Annotated in this window: 9 protein-coding genes; all 9 read right to left on the minus strand. The window is 42.5% G+C overall.

Features of this window, described 5'->3' with window-relative positions:
* Window positions 1-20 precede the first annotated feature (20 nt).
* Entirely contained in the window at window positions 21-2,378 is a 2,358-nt protein-coding gene (locus tag DXD68_RS03565) for an ABC transporter permease (protein ID WP_122360314.1), read from the minus strand.
* Between the two features lie 209 nt (window positions 2,379-2,587).
* Window positions 2,588-4,978: an ABC transporter permease gene (locus DXD68_RS03570; RefSeq protein ID WP_122360315.1), complete on the minus strand. Its 2,391-nt coding sequence runs from the start codon at window positions 4,976-4,978 to the stop codon at window positions 2,588-2,590.
* Window positions 4,979-5,139: 161 nt separating this feature from the next.
* Window positions 5,140-7,527, minus strand: a complete 2,388-nt coding sequence (locus DXD68_RS03575) for an ABC transporter permease (protein ID WP_122360316.1) — start codon at window positions 7,525-7,527, stop codon at window positions 5,140-5,142.
* A gap of 28 nt (window positions 7,528-7,555) precedes the next feature.
* A complete protein-coding gene (locus tag DXD68_RS03580) occupies window positions 7,556-9,898 on the minus strand; it encodes an ABC transporter permease (protein WP_122360317.1) in 2,343 nt (780 codons plus the stop codon).
* Between the two features lie 96 nt (window positions 9,899-9,994).
* The gene (locus DXD68_RS03585; protein ID WP_122360318.1) at window positions 9,995-12,343 is read right to left on the minus strand and encodes an ABC transporter permease; all 2,349 of its coding nucleotides are present in this window, start codon (window positions 12,341-12,343) and stop codon (window positions 9,995-9,997) included.
* A 19-nt stretch (window positions 12,344-12,362) separates the two neighbouring features.
* Complete coding sequence (locus DXD68_RS03590; protein ID WP_122360319.1) at window positions 12,363-14,735, minus strand: ABC transporter permease; 2,373 nt, start codon at window positions 14,733-14,735, stop codon at window positions 12,363-12,365.
* A gap of 706 nt (window positions 14,736-15,441) precedes the next feature.
* Entirely contained in the window at window positions 15,442-17,769 is a 2,328-nt protein-coding gene (locus DXD68_RS03595) for an ABC transporter permease (RefSeq protein ID WP_122360523.1), read from the minus strand.
* 122 nt (window positions 17,770-17,891) lie between these two features.
* Entirely contained in the window at window positions 17,892-18,572 is a 681-nt protein-coding gene (locus tag DXD68_RS03600; RefSeq protein ID WP_122360320.1) for an ABC transporter ATP-binding protein, read from the minus strand.
* Between the two features lie 197 nt (window positions 18,573-18,769).
* Window positions 18,770-21,100, minus strand: coding sequence for an ABC transporter permease (locus tag DXD68_RS03605; RefSeq protein ID WP_122360321.1), 2,331 nt, complete (start codon window positions 21,098-21,100; stop codon window positions 18,770-18,772).
* Between the last annotated feature and the right edge of the window lie 95 nt (window positions 21,101-21,195).

The following is a 21,195-nucleotide window of genomic DNA, read 5'->3' on the forward strand; positions in this document are numbered from 1 at the left end:
TTACAGAGGTTGCATGATTCTCATTCTGTTTTTATACTTTCTACCGGATTTTCGCTGGCTGTACTCCAATTTTGGAACGAAACAATCAGGATCGTGATAACTGAAACAAAAATAAAGGCAATTGCATACACCCACCAATACAAAGGTATCTTATAGGCAAAATATGACAGCCACCGGTTCATTGCAAAATAAGCAACAGGTATCGACAGGATAAAACAAATTACCAAAATACGCGCATATACTTTATTGAACATGATCAATATCTGTGAGGTAGTTGCACCATGTACTTTTCGGAGACCTATTTCTTTTCTCTTATACTCACTTTCGAAGATCACTAAGCCCAAAACCCCTACTATCGAAATAAAAACAGCTACCAGACTGAACAAAGAAATCAGCCAGCCTATACTCAACTCACGTTTATAAAGATTATTCAGGATCGTATCATAAAACGATACCTCGACCGGAAAATCCTTGTCTACCGAAGTAAACGCTTTTCCAATAGAGGCAATGGCTTCGCGGATATTGGCTCCGGCTTTTATCTTTATATAGGCATATCTCGGATGAAAATCTTTTTCAGCCGGTACATAAAATGCCATCGGTTCGACAGTGGTACGGAAAGAAGCATACTTTACATCATCTATAAAACCGGCGATCACGGCAGGAGGTACTTCAACATAAGCATTTCCTGTAATATATTCACCTGCCACCAGGTCATACTGTAACCTGGCTGTTTCATTAAAGATATAAGCTCCTCCTGCCGATGCTGTATCTTCCTGATAAAAAGCACGACCGGATATAACCGGAATATTCATTACCTGAAGGAAATTAGGATCAACTGTGAATAATTTAAACGTTAGAATATTATTTCTGTAGCCCCGTCCAAAAGTAGAATATTGATCACCTCCTGACAATAAATCTTCGGCAAAAGCCACCTCTTGTATAGACGACTCATTCTTTAACTGGCTTTCCAATGTTCCTGTATTTTTTATCAACTTCCCGCTTAACTCAACAATAGCAACCTGATCTTTATTAAAGCCCAAAGAAGAAGAAACCATATAATGATTCTGCAGATAAATAAACAAGGCAGCTATGATCAATACAAAAGAGATGACAAACTGGAAAGAAATAAGAAGACTTCTTAATTTTCTTCCGGCAGGAGTCAACCCGTATGAACCTTTCAACACCAATGCCGGAGAAAAAGAAGTGATACGCCAGGCAGGATATACCCCCGCTAAAACTCCCACTGTTATGGCCAATATCCCCGTCAATGCCAACAAAGGAATATTGGAAGCCAGCGACATGTCTCCACTTATCATATCTGCAAGCCAGGTATTCGCCATTCCTCTGACAATAAACAGCGAAATAACAAAAGAAACCAAACAAATCATTACTGCCTCTACCAGCATGGCACAACGTAATATCCTATCGGAACCTCCCAGTATTTTCTGCGTATTAATACTACGGACACGTATTGGAACTAATGCATTGCTGAAGTTTGTAAAATTGATCCCGGCAATAAACACTATCAATAGAGCCACAGTGAACAGAATCAAGACCAATGTACGATTACCTTTATCTTTCAATGAATCGAACTGAGAATCCGCTTCATAATAAATATCTGTTAATTGGGTAAGCCTTACATCACGCATTTCCCAATCATACTCTTGCCTGTTTAAATGTTTTTTGAAATTAGCTATTATCTGATCTTTTTGGTTAGGATCATCCAATAAAACATACAACTGATAACCATTAGCATTCCAGTTATCCTGATCTACTTTCCCATTGATTCCTTTATACACTGCATTCTGTATCACAGAATTTGCTGGAAAATCTTTATATACGCCACCGACTGTAAATGATGAATTATCGGTCATCAACAGTTTACCGACAGCCTGATCTTCTCCAAAAAACTTTTGGGCCTGACTCTTTGAAATCAGAACAGTACCCGGATTCTCTACACTCTCAGCATTACCCTCCAGCATTTGGAAATCAAAAATAGCGGCATATTCCGGAGTCATACCGTTCACTGTACACCAAAAGCCAGCATCGTCATTATTTCCTGTTTCAGCCTTTAAAGCCAGTCGAGCTCCCCAAGAATTAAGTAATGCTCCTTTCTCTATATGGGGAGACGATTGAATAAAAGCATTGGCAAAAGGAGGAGATACAACTACCTGATTTCCCCAATCCGGAGTATAAAGTCCTACCCTGAAGATTCGTTCCGCATTTTTCTGATACCTGTCGAATCCCCAGTCATATTGCAGCTGGATCATTAAAATTATAAAAGCTGCAAAGGCAACACTAAGCCCCAATACATTTAATAGAGTTGCCACCTTAAACCGACGAGCTACTCCCAACAAATTCCTGATAATTGTTTTCATAATCGTATCGAATTAACGTTATAATCTGAATGATATATCCTCTTATGCTGTGCTATCCGTTATATCATTTTAGTTAATTCCACTCAAATAATGTGCCAAAGACATAAATATGTAAAAAACAAGGCATTGCTTGCGCAACGCCTTGCCGGAGGTGTCCAATATTTAGACACAGGTGTATAATTATTAGACAAAACAAACCATGAATCTGTCTAATTATCTTTTATGCTATATACCGGATTTTCATTGGCTGTCCGCCAGTTCTGAAAAGTCACTGTCAGGATCGTGATAAAGAAAATCAGAGCGAAAGACAAGGCGAATACCCACCAGTAAACCGGAGTTTTATAAGCAAAGTTTTCCAGCCATTTATTGACGGCATAATAGGCCGCCGGAGCTGCCAGCACAAAACAAACTGCCAGAATCCGTATGTATGTTTTATTGAACATGATCAGGATTTGAGAAGTAGTCGAACCCAACACCTTACGGACACCTATTTCCTTCCGGCGATACTGGCTGTCGAACACGACCAGACCGAAAACCCCGACCATCGAGATAAAGACAGCGATCAGGCTGAACAGGGTAATCAATGCACCCAGGTTTGTCTCCTTCTCATACAAATTATTCAGTACATCATCAAAGAAGCGGACATTAAAAGGATAATCCGATTGGATTTCACTCAACACCTTTTTTACATGCTCCATAGCAGCCAGCTTGTCCGTTCCGGCCCCCACACGGATGTAGCCAAAGGTGGATTGTTCGTTACGGCTGGTTCCGGGTACATAAAAGGCCATCGGCGTAATCTCCATCCGGAAAGAGGCCGCTTTAATATCCGGGCAGAAACCAACTATTTCCGCTCCGTAGATTTTATCACCCAACTGAATATCGTAGGCTTTCCGGGCTGATTCGTTGAAAACGTAGACACCCTCTGCCGTCAAAGCATCTTCGGGCCGGAAGTCACGTCCTTCACTGACCGGAATACCTAATACCTGCAAGAAAGAGGGATCGACCGGCAGACATTGATACTGGATATATTTACCATTCAACTCACGTCCCCAGGTCGAATACTGGTCCTGTCCCGACAACTGAAATCCTGCTGCAGTCACATCCTCGATACCGGAGAAAGACTTCAGACGATTCTTGAAAGAATCCTTATTTTTCATAACTTTAGCAGTCAGGTCGGTTACGATAATTTCATCTTTGTCATATCCCAGGGAACTTGTCCGCATGTAGTTGTTTTGCATATACATAAACATGGCCCCGATGATCAAAGCAAACGAAGCGATGAACTGTACGCTGATCAATACATTCCGCAGCAACCGTCCTTTAGGAGAAAGTCCGAAACTACCCTTCAACACCAGGGCTGGCGAGAAAGAGGTAATATAGTAAGCCGGATAAAGTCCTGCCAACAAACCAAGCAAGATGGCAAGCACGCCGGTTACGCTAATCAATACCGGATGAGCCGTCAACGAGAGATCAGCTCCGACCAATGCCTTGAGTGGAGTATCAGCAGCCAGATAAACAGCCACCAGTGCCAATATAAATGCGATGAAACTGATACCGACCGCTTCCATCAATAGGGAGAAACGCAAGGTACCATCGGAGCTTCCCAATACTTTCTGTGTATTGATGCTTTTGATACGCATCGGCGTAAGTGCCGTACTGAAATTGGTGAAGTTTATTCCTGCAATAAGTATAATCACAAAGGCGATAGCCATAAGCACTAACAGCGTCTGCCGGCTCGTTTTGGGAGCCATATCGAAGGCTACATCCGTTACGTAATGCAGTTCCGGCAATGGGGTCAACTGGAAATTCACAGTTTTGTTTCCCCACATATTTTTCTCCAGATCGTTTTTCTTGTAATAATCCAGAAACTCGCTGACCAGGTTTTCAGCCGATGCAGGACTGTCCAGAAGCAGATAGGCATTATAACTGGAGTTTCCCCACTCATGCAATCCTTCTTTATCATCTATTTTCAGATAGACAGCATTCTGAAGGATACCGTTCACGGGAAAATCGCGGTAAACCCCTCCTACCGTATAATCGATCTCGGCAATGGTAAACATTCCCGAAAAGCGTCCTTGTGTATCTGCCGCTTTCATGTGACGTCCGACAGCAAACTCCGTACCGAATATCTTCTGTGCCATGCTGGCCGGAATCAGTATCTTCTCGGGATCTTCCAGAGCCTTTGCCGAACCATCCAACATATCGAAAGTAAACACATCGGCAAATGAAGAATAGACCGGCAAATTCGGCTCCATATAGCTGACCCGCTCTCCTGTGCCCACATCGGCCAGAAAAACCGTTTGGCTGTACATCGGATAAGTCAGCGCACCGGCAACAATATGCGGTGAGAAATTGAAAAACGCATCCGCCAACGGCCTGGAGAGAACAGCTTGTAAGCCATCATCATCGCCCCACTTCATTTCCAGCCGGTAAATCCGGTTGGCCTCTTTATGGAATTTATCGAAATTCCTGTCATAATCGACCTGCATCATGATTACCATAAAGGCTGCAAAAGCAATGCTCAGTCCCAATACATTCAACAGCGTCGCCATTTTAAACCGGCGCAATACGCTTAACAAGTTTCTAATAATTGTCTTCATATCTATTAGTTCATTTCTTTCTGGCCAATATAATTCAAATACTGTGCCAAAAGAGATAAACCAATAATAAACAAGGCGTTATAAATATAACGCCTTGCCGTATATGTCTAATATTTGGACACTGATGTATAATAATTAGACAAAACAAACCATGAATATGCCTAATTATCTTTTATGCTGTACACCGGATTTTCATTGGCTACCCGCCAGTTCTGGAAAGTCACCGTCAGAATGGTGAGGCAGAAAACCAATAAGAAAGCAAGCATAAATACCCACCAATAAACCGGTGTTTTGAGGGCAAAGTTTTCCAGCCATTTATGGATAGCATAGTAGGCAACCGGAGCCGCCAAGGCAAAACAGATACATAATATATATATGTAAGTCTTATTAAACATGATCAGGATCTCGGAAGTAGTCGAGCCCATTATTTTTCGTATGCCGATTTCTTTTTTGCGGTATTGGCTATCGAATACCACCAGTCCGAATACTCCGACCATCGAAATGAACACGGCAATCAAACTGAATAGGGTTATCAGCGAACTCAGGTTCTCTTCCTTCTCATACAAAGTATTTAATACCTGATCGAAGAACTTAACGTTAAACGGATAATCCGGATGTATCTCATTTAGTACACTTTTCACATGAGCCATTGCTGCTTGCAGGTTCGAATCACCCTTTACCTTTATATAAGCATAATCCGCTCCACCGCCATACCCCTTACCACGCACATAGAAAGCCATAGGAGTAACTTCTGTACGGAAGGACGCAAATTTTATATCCGGAATAAAGCCGACTATGTTGGCTCCATCGATCTTATCCCCCAAACTTATATCGTATAGATTTCTCGCCCGTTCATTAAATATGAAAGCCCCTTCGGCTGTCAAAGCATCTTCCTCCCGGAAATCCCGGCCCTCAGTCACAGGAATATTCATGACCTTAAGAAACGACGGATCTATCGGCATGCACTGGAACTGTATATTCTCGCCTTTCAATTCACGCCCCCACTCCATATATTGATCCTGGCTCGATAGCATGAACTCACCATAAGTGACATCCTCTATACCTGAAAAAGTCTTCAGGCTACTCCTGAAAGCGTCCGAACTCTTCAATACAGGTGCAGTCAGGTTCGTCACAATTATTTGATCCTTATCATACCCTAACGGACTATTTTGCATAAAGCGATTCTGCAAAGACATAAACATCGAACCGATAATCAAAGTAAAAGAAACTATAAACTGTATGCATATAAGCACATTACGCAATCTTCGTCCTGCTGGAGACAGACCGAAACTCCCTTTCAAAACCAATGCCGGAGAAAAAGAAGTCATATAATAGGAAGGATACAAACCTGCTAGTAATCCGGTCAGCAATGCGATCAAAGCCGTTGCGGAAAGTAACAACGGATGGGCAAACAAAGACATATCCGCATCTACCAACTTCGCTATCGTACTGTTGCCAGCCATATGGACCATCCACAAAGCCAGTAAATAAGCCACCGTACTGATACAAACAGCCTCCATCAATAGCGAGAAGCGCAATACGCCATCGGAACTGCCCAACACCTTTTGTGTATTAATACTTTTCACACGCATCGGCGTCAGTGCCGTACTGAAATTGGTAAAATTTATACCTGCAATAATCAGTATGACCAATGAAATAGCGATAAGAACCAATACCGTTTGCCGACTAGACTTGGGAGTCATATCGAAAGTTACATCCATTGCATAATGTACATCCGGTAAACGAGTCAAGCGAAAATTAGGCTCACCTGAATACCACGACATATTCTTTCCCAGTTCATTCTTTTTATAATAGACTAAAAAATCACTCACCAGATCCTTTGCTGACTCAGGATGGTCAAGACGGACATAAAAGTTATAGCTTGAATTTCCCCAATTATGCAAATCTGCTTTCTCATCCATCTTCAAAAAAATAGCATTTCGGATAATACTATTAAGGGGAAGATCCTTATAAATGCCACCTATCGTGTAATTTCCTTCCGGTGTAGTGAAAAAACCGACCAACAGTCCTTTACTCTCCTTTGCTGTAATCTGTTTACCAACAGCCGACTCTTCTCCGAATATTTTACGCGCCAAACTTTCCGGAACCAGCACCTTACCCGGTTCTTTCAGAGCATCTACCGAACCATCCAATATATCGAAGTCAAAGACATCCGTAAAAGAAGGATCAACAATCATGGTCGGTTCCATATAGGTACTTTTTTCTACTCCTTTATCGACCGAATAAAATGTTTCATTATAAAACGGAGAGGTAACCGCCCCTGCCACAATATGCGGAGAGAAATTCATAAAAACATTAGCCATCGGACGTGACAGGACAGCCTGTGTCGACTCCTTATCCCACTGAAGCTCCACTCGGTAGATATTATCCGCATTCTTATGGAACGTATCGAAGTTCTTATCATAGTCCACTTGCATCATTATCACCATAAAAGCGGCAAAAGCCACAGATAATCCAAGGATGTTAAGAATAGTTGCCATCTTAAAACGGCGCAATACACTGATAAAATTTCGAATAATTGTTTTCATTTCTTTGTGTTGTTTATATATGGCTAACTTAATTATCTTTTATATTATTCACCGGATTGGAAGTAGCCGCCTGGTAGCTCTGTACCAATACGGTAAAGAACGAGATGAACAGACAGAATACACCCGCTGCCGCATAAATCCAGGGAGACAGCTCGATTCGATACGAATAATCCGAAAGCCACCCATTCATAAAATACCAGATTACCGGTATGGCGATGATAAAGGCGATTGCCACATAGGTAAGGAACGCTTTTACCAGCCGGACAAGTACCTGCGCATTTGTAGAACCGAAGACTTTACGTACTGCTATCTCGGAAGAACGCTGTTGGATAAAATAGGTTGACATCGCCAGCAATCCCAGTAAAGAGATCAGGATTGCAATCATGGCAAAGATCGATACGATCTTCAAGGTCCTTTGCTGGGCGGCAAACGACCGCTCTACCTGCTCGTTAATGAACATTCCCATAAATTCCATTCCCGTATATTTCTCGTAAACAATATCTATCTCTTTACGGGCAGCAAACGGATCCCCTTTCACCTCTACAATGATATTGCGCGGATTCATATCTTCCCGGTTCGAACAAAGTATCACAAGTCCCGGAAGTTTTTGCATCAGGATATTATTCATCTGGAAATCCTGAACGATACCGGCCAATGGCGTATCGAACGCAGCCCTGTGCTTGAACGAGGCAGCATCTTCCGGCAGTTCCAGAGCTTTCATAAACTCTTCAGAGAGATAGTATTTGACCGATCCGGCGACATGATTGTCACGCAGTATCTTAAAGCCCAGAATATCGAAATAGGTCTGATCGCCCCGAAACTCTTGTGAGCTGATACTCTTATTGTCGTAACGGCCACTGAAGTTCATACCCATAGTGAAAGGAGTTCCTTCCGCCAGTCCGACCCGGCTGACACACGCCAGTTGTTCCAGTTCGTTTGCCAGGGTATAGCTGCTTTTCTGATCAGGCAACTCTCGTGCATAGATATCGAGCACATTTACCGTATTATATCCTAACGGAGCATTTATCAGATACCTGATCTGCAAAAACATAGTAAGCGAGGCAGCCACCAGGCAGATTGTTATCAGATTCTGGAAAATGATAAAGAACTTGCTAAACACCATTTTCGTCTGTTTACGGAACGTACCCCGTACCACTTCGATCGGCTTCGCGTTCGATATCACGATGGCAGGCAGCAACCCGGCAATAAATCCGACCAGGACGATCAGACAAATGACGATAATACCATTCACCGGCGTGATCATCTCGGTGATCTCTATCTTTTTCTGCAACAGGTCGCCGGCATAAGAAGCAAAGAAAAAAGCAAGGAATAAACCGACTACAAAAGAAATAGCCGTCAGCAAGGTCGACTCCATGATCAGGCGGGTAAATAGCTCCTTTCGCGAAGAGCCCAGCAAGCGGCGGGTAGCCATCTCTTTTGCCCGGAATCCCGTCTGTGCCACCGTCAGGTTGATATAATTGATAACGGCAAACAGCAGGATCAGCAAGCCGACCGAAAGCAGAATGACCACAAACTTCCAGTCTCCCTTTTCTATTGTAACAGCTCCGAATGATCCCTCCGGTTCCCAGAAATACAACTTATTCAGCGGGATAAATACAACTTCTGTAGAAAAGCCTCTTTCATATATCCAGAAAAAAGTATTGAACCAGTCTCTTACCTCTTCTGATTTGGAAGCAATATCAGTACCTTTACGCTCCATCACAAAGACGTTCACAACACCGGCACTATTATAATCGTCAAACATATTCTGTCCTACCGCTTTGATATTCTCGACCTGGAACAGAATATCCTGATCGGGAATGACCGAATGACGAATATTTTCCATCACTCCATTGACCACCAGTGTCAACTCATCATTGATACGGATCGTTTTACCCATCGGGTCTTCTTTACCAAAGAACTTATTGGCAAAAGACTCGGAGATCACCGCATAGTTTTTGGCGGCCAATGCCTGTACCCGGTTCCCCTGTATCAACGGAACATTGAAAAAGTCGAAGAATGTCGTATCGGCCAGCATCAGATTGGCTGTCAGCGTTTCATTTCCACGTTGAATCAAGGTATTGTCAAATATCCGGCACAAAACATGACAAACTTTCTCTATCTCCGGATAACGTTCTTCCAAACGGTATCCGATCTGGTAAGCTGATCCGATATCCTCGCCATCACTTACAGCATAAATACGGGCTGCATTTTCATTTCCGCGGTCGGTCGACAACTCGCCGACCACGTAGGTTGCAATCAGGATCACAAACATCAGCGAGACGGACAGACCGAACAGGTCGATCGCCGTATACCCTTTGTTTCGTCCCAGGAAATTAAAGAAGGACTTAAAATTCAATACATTGTTCATTGTGGTGTTACTCTATATGTTACTACTAATTCATTAGCTCTATATAATATATAAAAGGTTTCGGTTGTTTCGGTTAAAAGATAATCAGGCAAAAGCCTAATTATCTTTTATATTTTCTACCGGATTGGCTGTTGCCGCCTGATAACTCTGTATAAACACAGTTACAAACGAGACAATCAGACAGAACATTCCGGCAACAACATAAATCCAGGGGGAAAGCTCGATCCGATAGGAATAATCGGTCAGCCATCCGTTCATAAAATGCCAGATCAACGGTATAGCGATGATAAAAGCAATCCCCACATAGGTCAGGAAGGCTTTCACCAACCGGATCAGTACTTGTGCATTGGTCGAACCGAATACCTTGCGCACTGCTATTTCAGACGAACGCTGCTGGATAAAGTAAGTCGACATGGCCAGCAACCCCAACAACGAGATCAGGATCGCGATACCGGCAAAGGTCATAACGATTGTCAAAGTTCTTTTCTGAACCGTAAACGATTCTTCGATCTGTTCATCCATGAACTTACCAGTAAAGTCCAAACCGGTCAATTTTTTATAAGTGGCAGCCACTTCCCGGCGGGCAGTAAACGGATCACCATTCACTTCTACGATGATATTATGAGGACGATCGAGTTCCTCTTTACTTTCGGTGAGAATCAGAACGACCGGAGAGTTCTTTTGTATTATATTACGTAACTGGAAATCCTTTACAATACCGGCAACAGGATGTTTTCCCCAGGCGCTGAAATCAAAATCCGTAGCGTCTTCCTTCAATCCCAGAGCTTTTACCGAACTTTCGGCAAGAAAATATTTATCCGGATCGGCTACATGGTTATCACGCAGGTATTCAAATCCCAAAATATCACTATATTCTTTATTACAACGAATGATCTGGAAAGGAATCGTCTTATCATCGTAACGGGCATTATAATTCATTCCCATATTGAAAGGAGTACCTTGTCCTAATCCTACCCGGTTGACGCTACCCAACTGTTTCAACTCACTCACCAGAGTATTACAGGATTGATTCTCCGGCAATTCATCTCCTTTTATATCGATAATATTGACTGAATTATATCCTAACGGAGCATTGATCAGATGCTTTACCTGCAAAAACATGGTAACAGAAGCTGCAATCAGACAAATCGTGATCGTATTCTGAAAAACAATAAAGAACTTGCTGAATACCATCTTCGTCTGTTTACGGAACGTACCCCGCACCACTTCGATCGGTTTTGCATTCGAGATAACGATTGCCGGTAACAAACCGGCTATAAATCCGATCAGGGCGATCAGCAGTATCACAATCATACCATTCAACGGAGTGATCATTTCAACCAGATCTACTTTCTTCTGTAACAGATCACTCACAAAAGGAGCAAAGAAGAAAGCAAGCAACAAACCGACTAAGAAAGAAATAGTTGTCAACAATGTCGATTCTATGATCAAGCGGGAAAACAATTCTTTCCTCGAGGAACCCAGCAAACGGCGGGTGGCCATTTCTTTTGCCCTGAAACCGGTCTGTGCCACTGTCAGGTTGATGTAATTAATGACGGCAAACAACAAAATAAGCAAACCTACCGACAAGAGGATCATCACAAACTGCCAGTTGCCTCTTTCTATCGCATAAAATCCATACGGATTGGTCTGTTCCCAAAAATATAACTCTGTCAGCGGAATGAAGCTAAGTCCCTTTACAGATCCATTCATATATGCCGGTACAAAGGCATTGAACCAATCCATGATATCCTTCGACCGGGAAGTAATATCTGCACCTTCCTGTTCCATCACAAAGACATTGGTCATTCCATAACTGTTGTAGTTAGCAATCCAACCTTCAGGAATTAAGGTATTGATATTTTCGATCCTGAACAGGATATCCTGATCCGGGATAACGGAGTTCCGGATATCCTTCATCACACCATTCACCATCAGCGACAGTTTATCATTGATACGGATCGTTTTCCCCATCGGGTCTTCATTTCCAAAAAACTTATTCGCAAAAGATTCGGAGATCACGGCATAGTTCTTTGCCGCCAATGCCTGCTCTTTACTTCCCTGTACCAACGGGAAATTGAAAAATTCGAAAAAAGTCGCATCGGCAAGCATCATATTTGCCGTTACATTATTCTCCCCGTTCCGGATCGGAGTATTTTCAAAGACACGGGTCATTGTATGACAGACTTTTTCAATCTCCGGATAATGTTCCTCCAGACGAGTACCCAACGGATAAGCCGCACCGCTCGTTTGACCATCCGTCAAAACGTAGATACGGTCGGCATGCTCATGGTAACGGTCGGTCGACAACTCACCGACCACATAGGTTGCGATCAAAATCACAAACATCAGCGAGACAGACAAGCCGAATAGGTCGATGGCAGTATACCCCTTGTTGCGTCCCAGGAACTTAAAGAATGATTTGAAATTTAAAATATTACTCATAATATCGATACTAAATTAGTTATTCACTTTTAACACTATTCACTGGATTCTCATTCGCTGCCTTCCAGTTCTGGAAAGTAACCGTCAGCATCGTGATCGCTGCCACAACGGCAAAAGCCAAAACAAACACCCACCAAAAGACCGGTGTCTTGTCGGAAAAGTTTTCCAGCCATTTATGTACTCCGTAATAAGCAAACGGGGCTGCTATGACAAAACATATACTGACAACCTTCAGGTAGATTTTATTGAACATATTCAATATCTCCTGTACCGTCGCACCGAACACTTTCCGAACGCCGATCTCTTTCCGTCTGTATTGTGTCTCAAAGACTACCAAACCGAATACGCCCACGATCGACAGAACGATAGCCAACAGGCTGAACAAGGTGATCATCTTTTTCAGATATTGTTCTTTATGATAGAGATTATTGAATACCGTATCGTAAAACTCGACTTCGAAAGGATAAGCCGGATCAATATCGGTAATCACCCGGTGGATATGGGCTACCGCTTCTTCCACGTTTGTTCCGACTTTCAGACGGATATAAGAAATAGTCAAACCACTGAATCTTTCACTAACCCTGAACATCAACGGTTTGTTAGACGAACGCAGAGAAGAAACCTTTATATTGTCGATGAAGCCGGCGATACTACCTGTACCCATCCAGCTCTTTTCCAATGGATATCCCGGTTCCATATCAGGAACAACATCCAGCATCCGCTTGGTAAAGATACAAGCATAAGTAGAATCACTTTGTGCATCCGAACGGCTAAAATCACGTCCGCTGGTGACGGGAATACCCATCACATTCAGAAAGTTCCATGAAACATCGATCACTTCGCTATTAAATTCTTTATTATTGCAACGGAAATAATTGGCAGAATAGACATCCGAAGCTCCTACTATGGTATTGGCAAATCCTACATCCTCGATACCGGCATACTCTTTGAGCCGGTTTACCAATAGATCGCCGGACTTCGTGACTATATCCTGACTCAATGTCACCATCGCTACCTGGTCTTTATCGAATCCCAACTTGTAAGAACGCATATAGTTATTCTGGATCTGTATAAAAGAAGAACCGATAATCAAACCGATGGAAACAACATACTGGAAACCGATCAAGGCCGTACGCAACTTCCGTCCTGAAGCAGACAGGCCGAAACTACCCTTCAATACCAGTGCCGGTTGGAAAGAGGTCATATACCATGCCGGATACAGACCGGCTACCAACCCCAATAATACAGAAATACCCAACACCATAAATAACAGCGGTATATAATGCAGTAAATTCGTATCCGCTTCGACGAATGATAAAACTTCCGTCCTGTTCAATATCCAGGTCAATAAAAAGGCCAACAGGCAGGCAAATACACAAATAGATACCGCTTCGGCTACCAAACTTGCCCGCAAACTTGCTGTCGAACTGCCCAATACCTTCTGGGTATTGATACTTTTTATCCGCATCGGAGCCAGCGAAGTACTGAAATTCGTAAAATTGATCCCGGCAATGACGATGACCAGTAAAGCGATCAATACCAATAACCGCATCGTATCGACATTTCCGGTCTTAATAAAATCATCCAACTGACCAGGCATATAATAAATGTCAGTGATAGGTATCAGTTGCAAGCGGGTTTCTTTATTGACATTATATTTAGCAAAATCGAATGTACTATTGAAGTTATCCTCTACTACTTGGCGAGACTCAGGTGAATCGAGCAATAAATATCCCATAAAGTTCTGAGAAAGCCAATCATCTTCAAAGTGTTTATTCATTCGGGCATAAATCCCGTTTTCCATCTGCGAGTTTTCCGGAAAATCTTTATAGACAGCTCCGACGGTAAAGTTCATTTCATCTATATAAAACATTCTATCTTTCGAACGAATACTTTTGCCTATAGCCGATTCCTTGCCAAACATCCGTTTAGCCATACTTTCAGATATCATTACCTTTTCCGGATCTTCCAGGCAAGTTGCCATTCCTTCCACCAAAGTCGGTTCGAATACTTTGGGAAAATCCGGATAGCAAGGGATAAATAGTTCTTTAAAACCTCTTTCATCATTTCCCTCTCCTACATTCACATAGGTTTTACTACTAAAAGAATTCAGCAATGTATAGGCTTCAATATGCGGAGACGAAGTAAAAGCAGCATTCGCTAACGCCTGGGGAATCACTGATGCATAAATATCTCCTTCGCCGTGATTCATATCTACCCGGCAAATACGGGACGCGGTCGGATAACACCGGTCGAAAGTCCGTTCATATTGAACCTGCATCATAATCACCAGAAAAGCAGTCAAGGCGACAGTCAGCCCCACCACATTCAGAAAAGACGCCATCTTGAAGCGGCGCAGTACGTTCACAAAGTTTCGTAATATTGTTTTCATCTATACTAATGTTTTGTCTTCTATTCTTTTTACATATTTGACTATTCAAATCGTATGCCAAACTAGTAAATTACTGATAATCAAGTAAATAACCAATCATTCTTTTAATATCTATGTCAAATAATTGGACAGTTCTGTCTAGTTTTTTGACATCCGAAGGCTATCAGTCTATTTATTTACAACAGCCATACAAAGTTTTTTAAAACAACCCTTCACCATCTATATTTTAGCCTCCAACTATTGATATTCATAACATAAAAAGGTGACGCCGCCTTGAAAAACAGCGTCACCCCATATTAGAAAGAAATGACGCCGGAAATCACCTCCGGCGTCACCCTACAATTATTGAATATCAATCTACATGCGTCACATTTTTTTTAGTGACACCGAAAACTGATCAAACTTCAAAGTGTAGTATATCTCATCTATTCCCTTTGATAGTATTCTCCGGCAACTATCTTCCTTCCGAACATCCACTAACAGCTAATTTACTATGCATTAATAGCTCCCTGCTTATTTTCTATTCTCAGCCTGTACAGGATAACAAAATACCCTGTACACCCTAGTCGATTACCCTGTACATCGTACCGGATTATCCTGTACACCCTAGTGTTTGCAAACAGGCAGATATGCACTAATCTTCGACATAGCATACAATAGATGCTCACCTGGTACCGGTTAGGAACTGGTTACATTCTACCTCTTGTTACTTATTCGATACACTATCTATCGGGTTGGCATTAGCAGCTTTGTAACTTTGGAAAAATACCGTTACAAGTGCAATGACGAGACAGAATATACCGGAGACAATAAAGATTAGCGGATTCAGGGAGATCCGGTATGAATAATCGGACAGCCACTGGTTCATGAAATACCAGATAATCGGTGTTGCTATAATAAAGGCCACACCTACATAAACCAAAAACGAACCGATCAGACGGAACAAAATAGCCTGATTATCAGATCCGAACACTTTGCGAATAGCCACCTCCTGCGAACGCTGATGGATGAAATAGGTCGACATGGCCAGTAAACCCAACATAGAGATAATAACTGCAATCGAAGCAAAGAGCGAAACAATCTTTGTCATCCGGACTTCAGACTCGAACGATTTCTGAACCTGTTCATTCAGATAGGTGGCATTGAAATCCAACCCACCGGAAGCCTCCTTATAGATCTCTTGTATTTTGTTATAAGCTGTATAAGGGTTACCTTCCACTTCGATAAGAATACTCCAGGGGAACATTTCACTCCGTTTGTCGATGCGAAGCATGGCGGGACGCATGTCATTCGTAATATTTCCTAACTGAAAGTCCTGCACAATACCGGCAATCGGCGTTGCATTTTTATTCCATAGGAAACTGGGGGCGTCCTGTGGCAACTCCATATCCCGCATGGCTTTTTCAGTCACATACCAGCTCTTTTCTGCTAATTGGTTATCACGGACAATCTTATATCCCAACATATTGAACGCTGTGCTATCCATAATGAACTGCTGAAAACCAAGAAATTTACCTTCATATTCGCTGGACATATTATTACTTCCGCTCAAAGGCATCCCGGCTGCCAGCCCTACTCGTTTGACGAACGGTTGACGCCCAAACTCATCGATAGCTGCATTACGGTCGGAGTTGTTTGCAAAACCATTCGCAACCTCCAGTATACTATTCGTGTTATAGCCCAACGGTGCATTGATCAAGTGACGCGATTGCAGGATCATGACGATCGATGCCGCAATCATAGCGATGGTGATTCCATTCTGGAAAGTGATAAACACCTTACTGAACACCATTTTCGTCTGCTTACGGAACGTTCCGCGCACAATATCGATCGGCTTCACGGAAGAAATCAATACAGCCGGCAACAGTCCGGCAACAACGCCAATCAGAAGAATCAAGACAATACCGGCAAGACACCAGCCAGGAGTGAAAGTCGCCATCAGATCGATCTGCGTCTGCAAAAGATCATTCACAAAAGGAACCGCCGCATGTGCCAGCAACCAGCCTATTCCGAAAGAAATTATAGTCAGCAAAGTCGATTCTATCATCATACGTATGAATAAATCTCCGCGTGACGATCCTAACAAACGTCTTGTAGCCATCTCCTTCGCCCGCTGACCTGCCTGTGCGACCGTCAGATTAATATAATTGAATATGGCAAAGACCAGGATCAGGATACCTATAGACAAGAGAACAATGACCAAACGCTTATTCCCTGTTTGAACAGATCCGAAATCGTTCAATTCAGAGAAATAAAGTTCACTTATCGGTATCAAGTTCACTACTTTGGACATATCACGCTGGTAAATCCAAAACGATTCCTTGAAATAACTCAGGATATCCGGTATCTTCGGACGCAGGTCGGCACCCGGCTTCATCTTTAAGAAAGCGACTGTCGAGCCGGCATTTCCGGGATGATCCATACTGATCGACCAGTTGTACTCATGAGCCCGCTCCACACGAAACATGATATCAGCATACGGGATCGTCGAGTGTTTGATATCTTCCATAATGCCGCTCACCAGGAAAGAAAGCGAATCGCCGATAATAACGCTTTGTCCGATCGGGTCTTCCGTGCCGAACAGTTTATTGGCAAAAGTCTTTGAGAGAACGACATTGCTTCTGTTTTCCAATACCCGGTTCTTATCTCCTGCCAGGAGTTTAAAAGAGAAAAAGTTAAAGAAGCAAGAATCGACGGGGACTGTTCTGGCAGTTAATTTTTTATCATTGTTTTTTACGATTTGGTTACCCACATTGGTTGTAATAACCGGGCAGACCTGCTCGATCTCAGGATAGCGTTCCTGCAGGCGGTAGGCGATCGGCAACGCCGTGCTCGGTCCTCTGTCGTTAGCCAACACATAAATGCGGTCTACATCCTTATGGAACTTGTCGACCGACAATTCCTGTACGGTATAAACGGCAATCAGGATTACAAACATCAATGAAACGGACAGTCCGAATACATCGATCGCTGTATATGCTTTATTCCTGCTTAAAAATTTGAGGAATGATTTTATATTTAATAAGTTATTCATCTTCTTACTGATTTCATTTAGGCGAGAGAATAACATATCCTACCTTCACAGGTAGGATATGTCGGTTTTTCTTTTAAACTTATAAATTTAGCTATATGCTTTGTTATGTATAGAAAATACAATCAGATAAATTCGCTGACTGAAGATACGATGCTACCGTCGAACAGGTTGATGATGCGGTGTGCAAAACTGGCATCATGTTTGGAGTGAGTTACCATGACGATGGTAGTTCCTTCCTTGTTCAGTTCGGTCAGCAGCTGCATCACTTCGGCACCGTTCTTAGAGTCCAGGTTACCGGTCGGCTCATCCGCAAGAATGATTTTCGGGTTGGAAACGACTGCACGGGCAATGGCAACACGTTGTTGCTGACCACCGGATAACTGCTGCGGGAAGTGAGTGGCACGATGGCTGATATTCATTCGTTTCAGGATATCTGTTACCATCTGTTTACGTTCGGCAGCTTTTACCTTCAGGTAAGTCAAAGGTAATTCCACATTTTCATACACATTCAGTTCGTCGATCAGGTTGAAGCTCTGGAATACGAAACCGATATTCCCTTTACGCACCTGGGTACGTTCTTTTTCTTTCAGGTGGCCCACTTCTTTATCTGCCAGGTAATAATCACCTGAAGTAGGGTTATCCAACAAGCCCAGGATATTTAATAATGTTGATTTACCGCAACCGGAAGGTCCCATGATGGCAACAAATTCTCCATCCTTCACTTCCAATGATACATTGTTCAATGCAATAGTTTCTACCTCCTCTGTGCGGAAATGCTTACTTAATCCTTCAATCTTAATCATAATGTTATTTATTTAATTCTACATTTATACTTTGATATTCCCTTAAAAAAACACTCTGTTTTCTATATTTAATTCAAATTGCGTGCCAAACTTAATAAATTATTGATATTCAAAACTATATACTTTACCCTATTCCGGAAGAGTGTCTAATATTTAGACACTCCTGTCTAGTTTTTTTACACTCTGCAGGCAACCCGTCATTTATTCTTTATACTTTCCACCGGATTGAGATTGGCAGCCTGGTAACTCTGGATAAATATCGTAACAAACGATACGAATAAACAAAACAGACCGGCTGCTATAAAAATAAGCGGGCTCAATTCGATCCGGTAAGAATAATCGGACAACCATTGCTGCATGAATCGCCAGATGATCGGTGTAGCGATCACAAAAGCAATCAATACATAGACAAGGAAAGTACGAATCAGCCGGTATAATATCTGGGAATTGGTCGAGCCGAATACTTTACGCACCGCCACTTCCGATGAACGCTGCTGGATAAAGTAGGTCGACATAGCCAGCAACCCCAGCAACGAGATCAGGATAGCAACGAAAGCAAAGATCGAAACGATCCGGGAAGTCCTTTCCTGTGCTGCAAATGATTCCTGTATCTGCGTATCTATATATTTCCCTTCAAAGCCGACATGGCCGATTCGTTCATATATTTCCTGTATATCTTTATAGGATTCCACAGGATCGCCTTCTACTTCCAGCAATACATTATACGGGGTCCATTCTTTTATATCATTCTTAATAAGCAATCTGACCGGCTTCTTCTGATACATGATATTCGATAACTGGAAATCTTTCACAATACCGGCAATAGGAATTTCCTGCCCCCACACTTTGATGGAAGGAGAATCTTCCGGCAATTCCATTTCACGCATAGCCTGCTGGTTCAGATAGATCTTTTTAGTACCGGCCAGATGATTATCACGTATTATCTCAATACCTAATATACTCAGAAAAGCCGTATCGGCCCTGAATACCTGAAAACTGACCTGCTTGCCATTGATCTCTTCCGTAGAATTATTCCCCCGGTTAAAAGGAGTACCCTGTGAAAAAGAGATCCGCTTAACAGAAGCCAGTTGGCTCACCTCATTAGCGAATGTCTCTATATCTTTCTTACTTTTATAAGATTCGACCGGAACATCCATCACATTCGTCGTTTTATATCCCAACGGAGCATGTATGAGATGATTCACCTGTGCCACCATCGTTATGGAAGCTGCCACCAAGGCTATCGTGATTCCGTTCTGAAAAGTAATGAAGAACTTACTGAACACCATCTTGGTCTGTCGGCGGAAAGTACCCCGCACCACTTCAATCGGCTTGGCATTGGAAATCACAATGGCAGGCAACAATCCTGCAAGTATACCGATCAACAGAATGACAGCTACAGCCAGCAATACATAACCGGGGGTAACAAAGTCCGACAGATTTATACGGGCATTTAACAACTGAGAGGCATAAGGAGAGAAAAATATTGCCATAAAGATACCCAACAGGAAAGAAATGAAAGTCATCAGGGTAGACTCCATGATCAGTCGCAAGAACAGGTCTCCTCTCGACGAGCCCAATAATCTGCGGGTAGCCATCTCTTTTGCCCGGAAAGCCGTCTGCGCCACTGTCAGATTAATATAGTTGATGATGGCAAACAGCAGGATAAGTATCCCTACCGAAAGCAGGATCATTACAAATTGCCAGTCTCCTTTAGCCAGCGTATAAGTACCCATATCCGAGAAATAAAAATCCTCCAAAGGATTCAGAAGCACTTTGCTGTAAATTCCTCTTTGATACATCCAAAATACTTCTTTGAAATAAGCGACGATATCATCCGTTTTGGCAAGCAGGTCTGCTCCTTCCTTTACCATAATGAAATTGTTGACGGCTCCGGTATTATAGAACTGGTCGCTGTCTATTCCCTCTTCCATATATTTGAGCTGTTTGATTCCCATCAGGATATCGCAATACGGAATCGTAGAGTTTTGAATATCTTTCATAATCCCGTTCACTTGGATACGGATGGAATCGTTCACCTGAACGACCTGCCCTATCGGATCGCTGTCGCTAAATACTTTGCGGGCAAAACTTTCGGAGATCACGCCATAGTCATCGGCATCCATCACATGATTGCGGTCGCCAACCAACAGCGGGAAAGAGAAGAAATCGAAGAAAGTCGTATCGGCGAACATTAATTCGGCGTTGAAGTTTTTATCGGCCACCGTAACAGATGTATGATAGAATCCCCAGGGAGCGACCGGACATACTTTTTCTATTTCCGGATACCGTTCCTGCAAACGGTAGGCCAGCTTATAGGCCGATCCGGTATTGGCTTCGCTGCTTAACACGTAGATACGGTCGCCTTTCTCATGGTATTTGTCGGTAGACAATTCCTGTACCGAATAAACGGCTATCAATATAACAAACATCAACGATACGGATAACCCGAAGATATCGATTGCCGTATAGGTTTTGTTTCGGCTTAGAAATTTGAAAAATGACTTAAAGTTTACCAGGTTATTCATTTAATTCGTGTTTTTAATATTTCATACTAGGACATAAGGAAAGCATACCCTCCTCATATGAGAGGGATGCTTTCCGGTTAAAAAGTAAATGATAT

Origin of the sequence: Parabacteroides sp. TM07-1AC (assembly GCF_003480915.1) — a bacterium.
Classification (GTDB): Bacteria; Bacteroidota; Bacteroidia; order Bacteroidales; family Tannerellaceae; genus Parabacteroides; species Parabacteroides chongii.

Excerpts from the sequence above, each read along its gene's own strand:
- DXD68_RS03565 (WP_122360314.1), bottom strand. The coding sequence starts at position 2,378 with ATGAAAACAATTATCAGGAATTTGTTGGGAGTAGCTCGTCGGTTTAAG.
- DXD68_RS03570 (WP_122360315.1), bottom strand. The coding sequence starts at position 4,978 with ATGAAGACAATTATTAGAAACTTGTTAAGCGTATTGCGCCGGTTTAAA.
- DXD68_RS03575 (WP_122360316.1), bottom strand. The coding sequence starts at position 7,527 with ATGAAAACAATTATTCGAAATTTTATCAGTGTATTGCGCCGTTTTAAG.
- DXD68_RS03580 (WP_122360317.1), bottom strand. The coding sequence starts at position 9,898 with ATGAACAATGTATTGAATTTTAAGTCCTTCTTTAATTTCCTGGGACGA.
- DXD68_RS03585 (WP_122360318.1), bottom strand. The coding sequence starts at position 12,343 with ATGAGTAATATTTTAAATTTCAAATCATTCTTTAAGTTCCTGGGACGC.
- DXD68_RS03590 (WP_122360319.1), bottom strand. The coding sequence starts at position 14,735 with ATGAAAACAATATTACGAAACTTTGTGAACGTACTGCGCCGCTTCAAG.
- DXD68_RS03595 (WP_122360523.1), bottom strand. The coding sequence starts at position 17,769 with ATGAATAACTTATTAAATATAAAATCATTCCTCAAATTTTTAAGCAGG.
- DXD68_RS03600 (WP_122360320.1), bottom strand. The coding sequence starts at position 18,572 with ATGATTAAGATTGAAGGATTAAGTAAGCATTTCCGCACAGAGGAGGTA.
- DXD68_RS03605 (WP_122360321.1), bottom strand. The coding sequence starts at position 21,100 with ATGAATAACCTGGTAAACTTTAAGTCATTTTTCAAATTTCTAAGCCGA.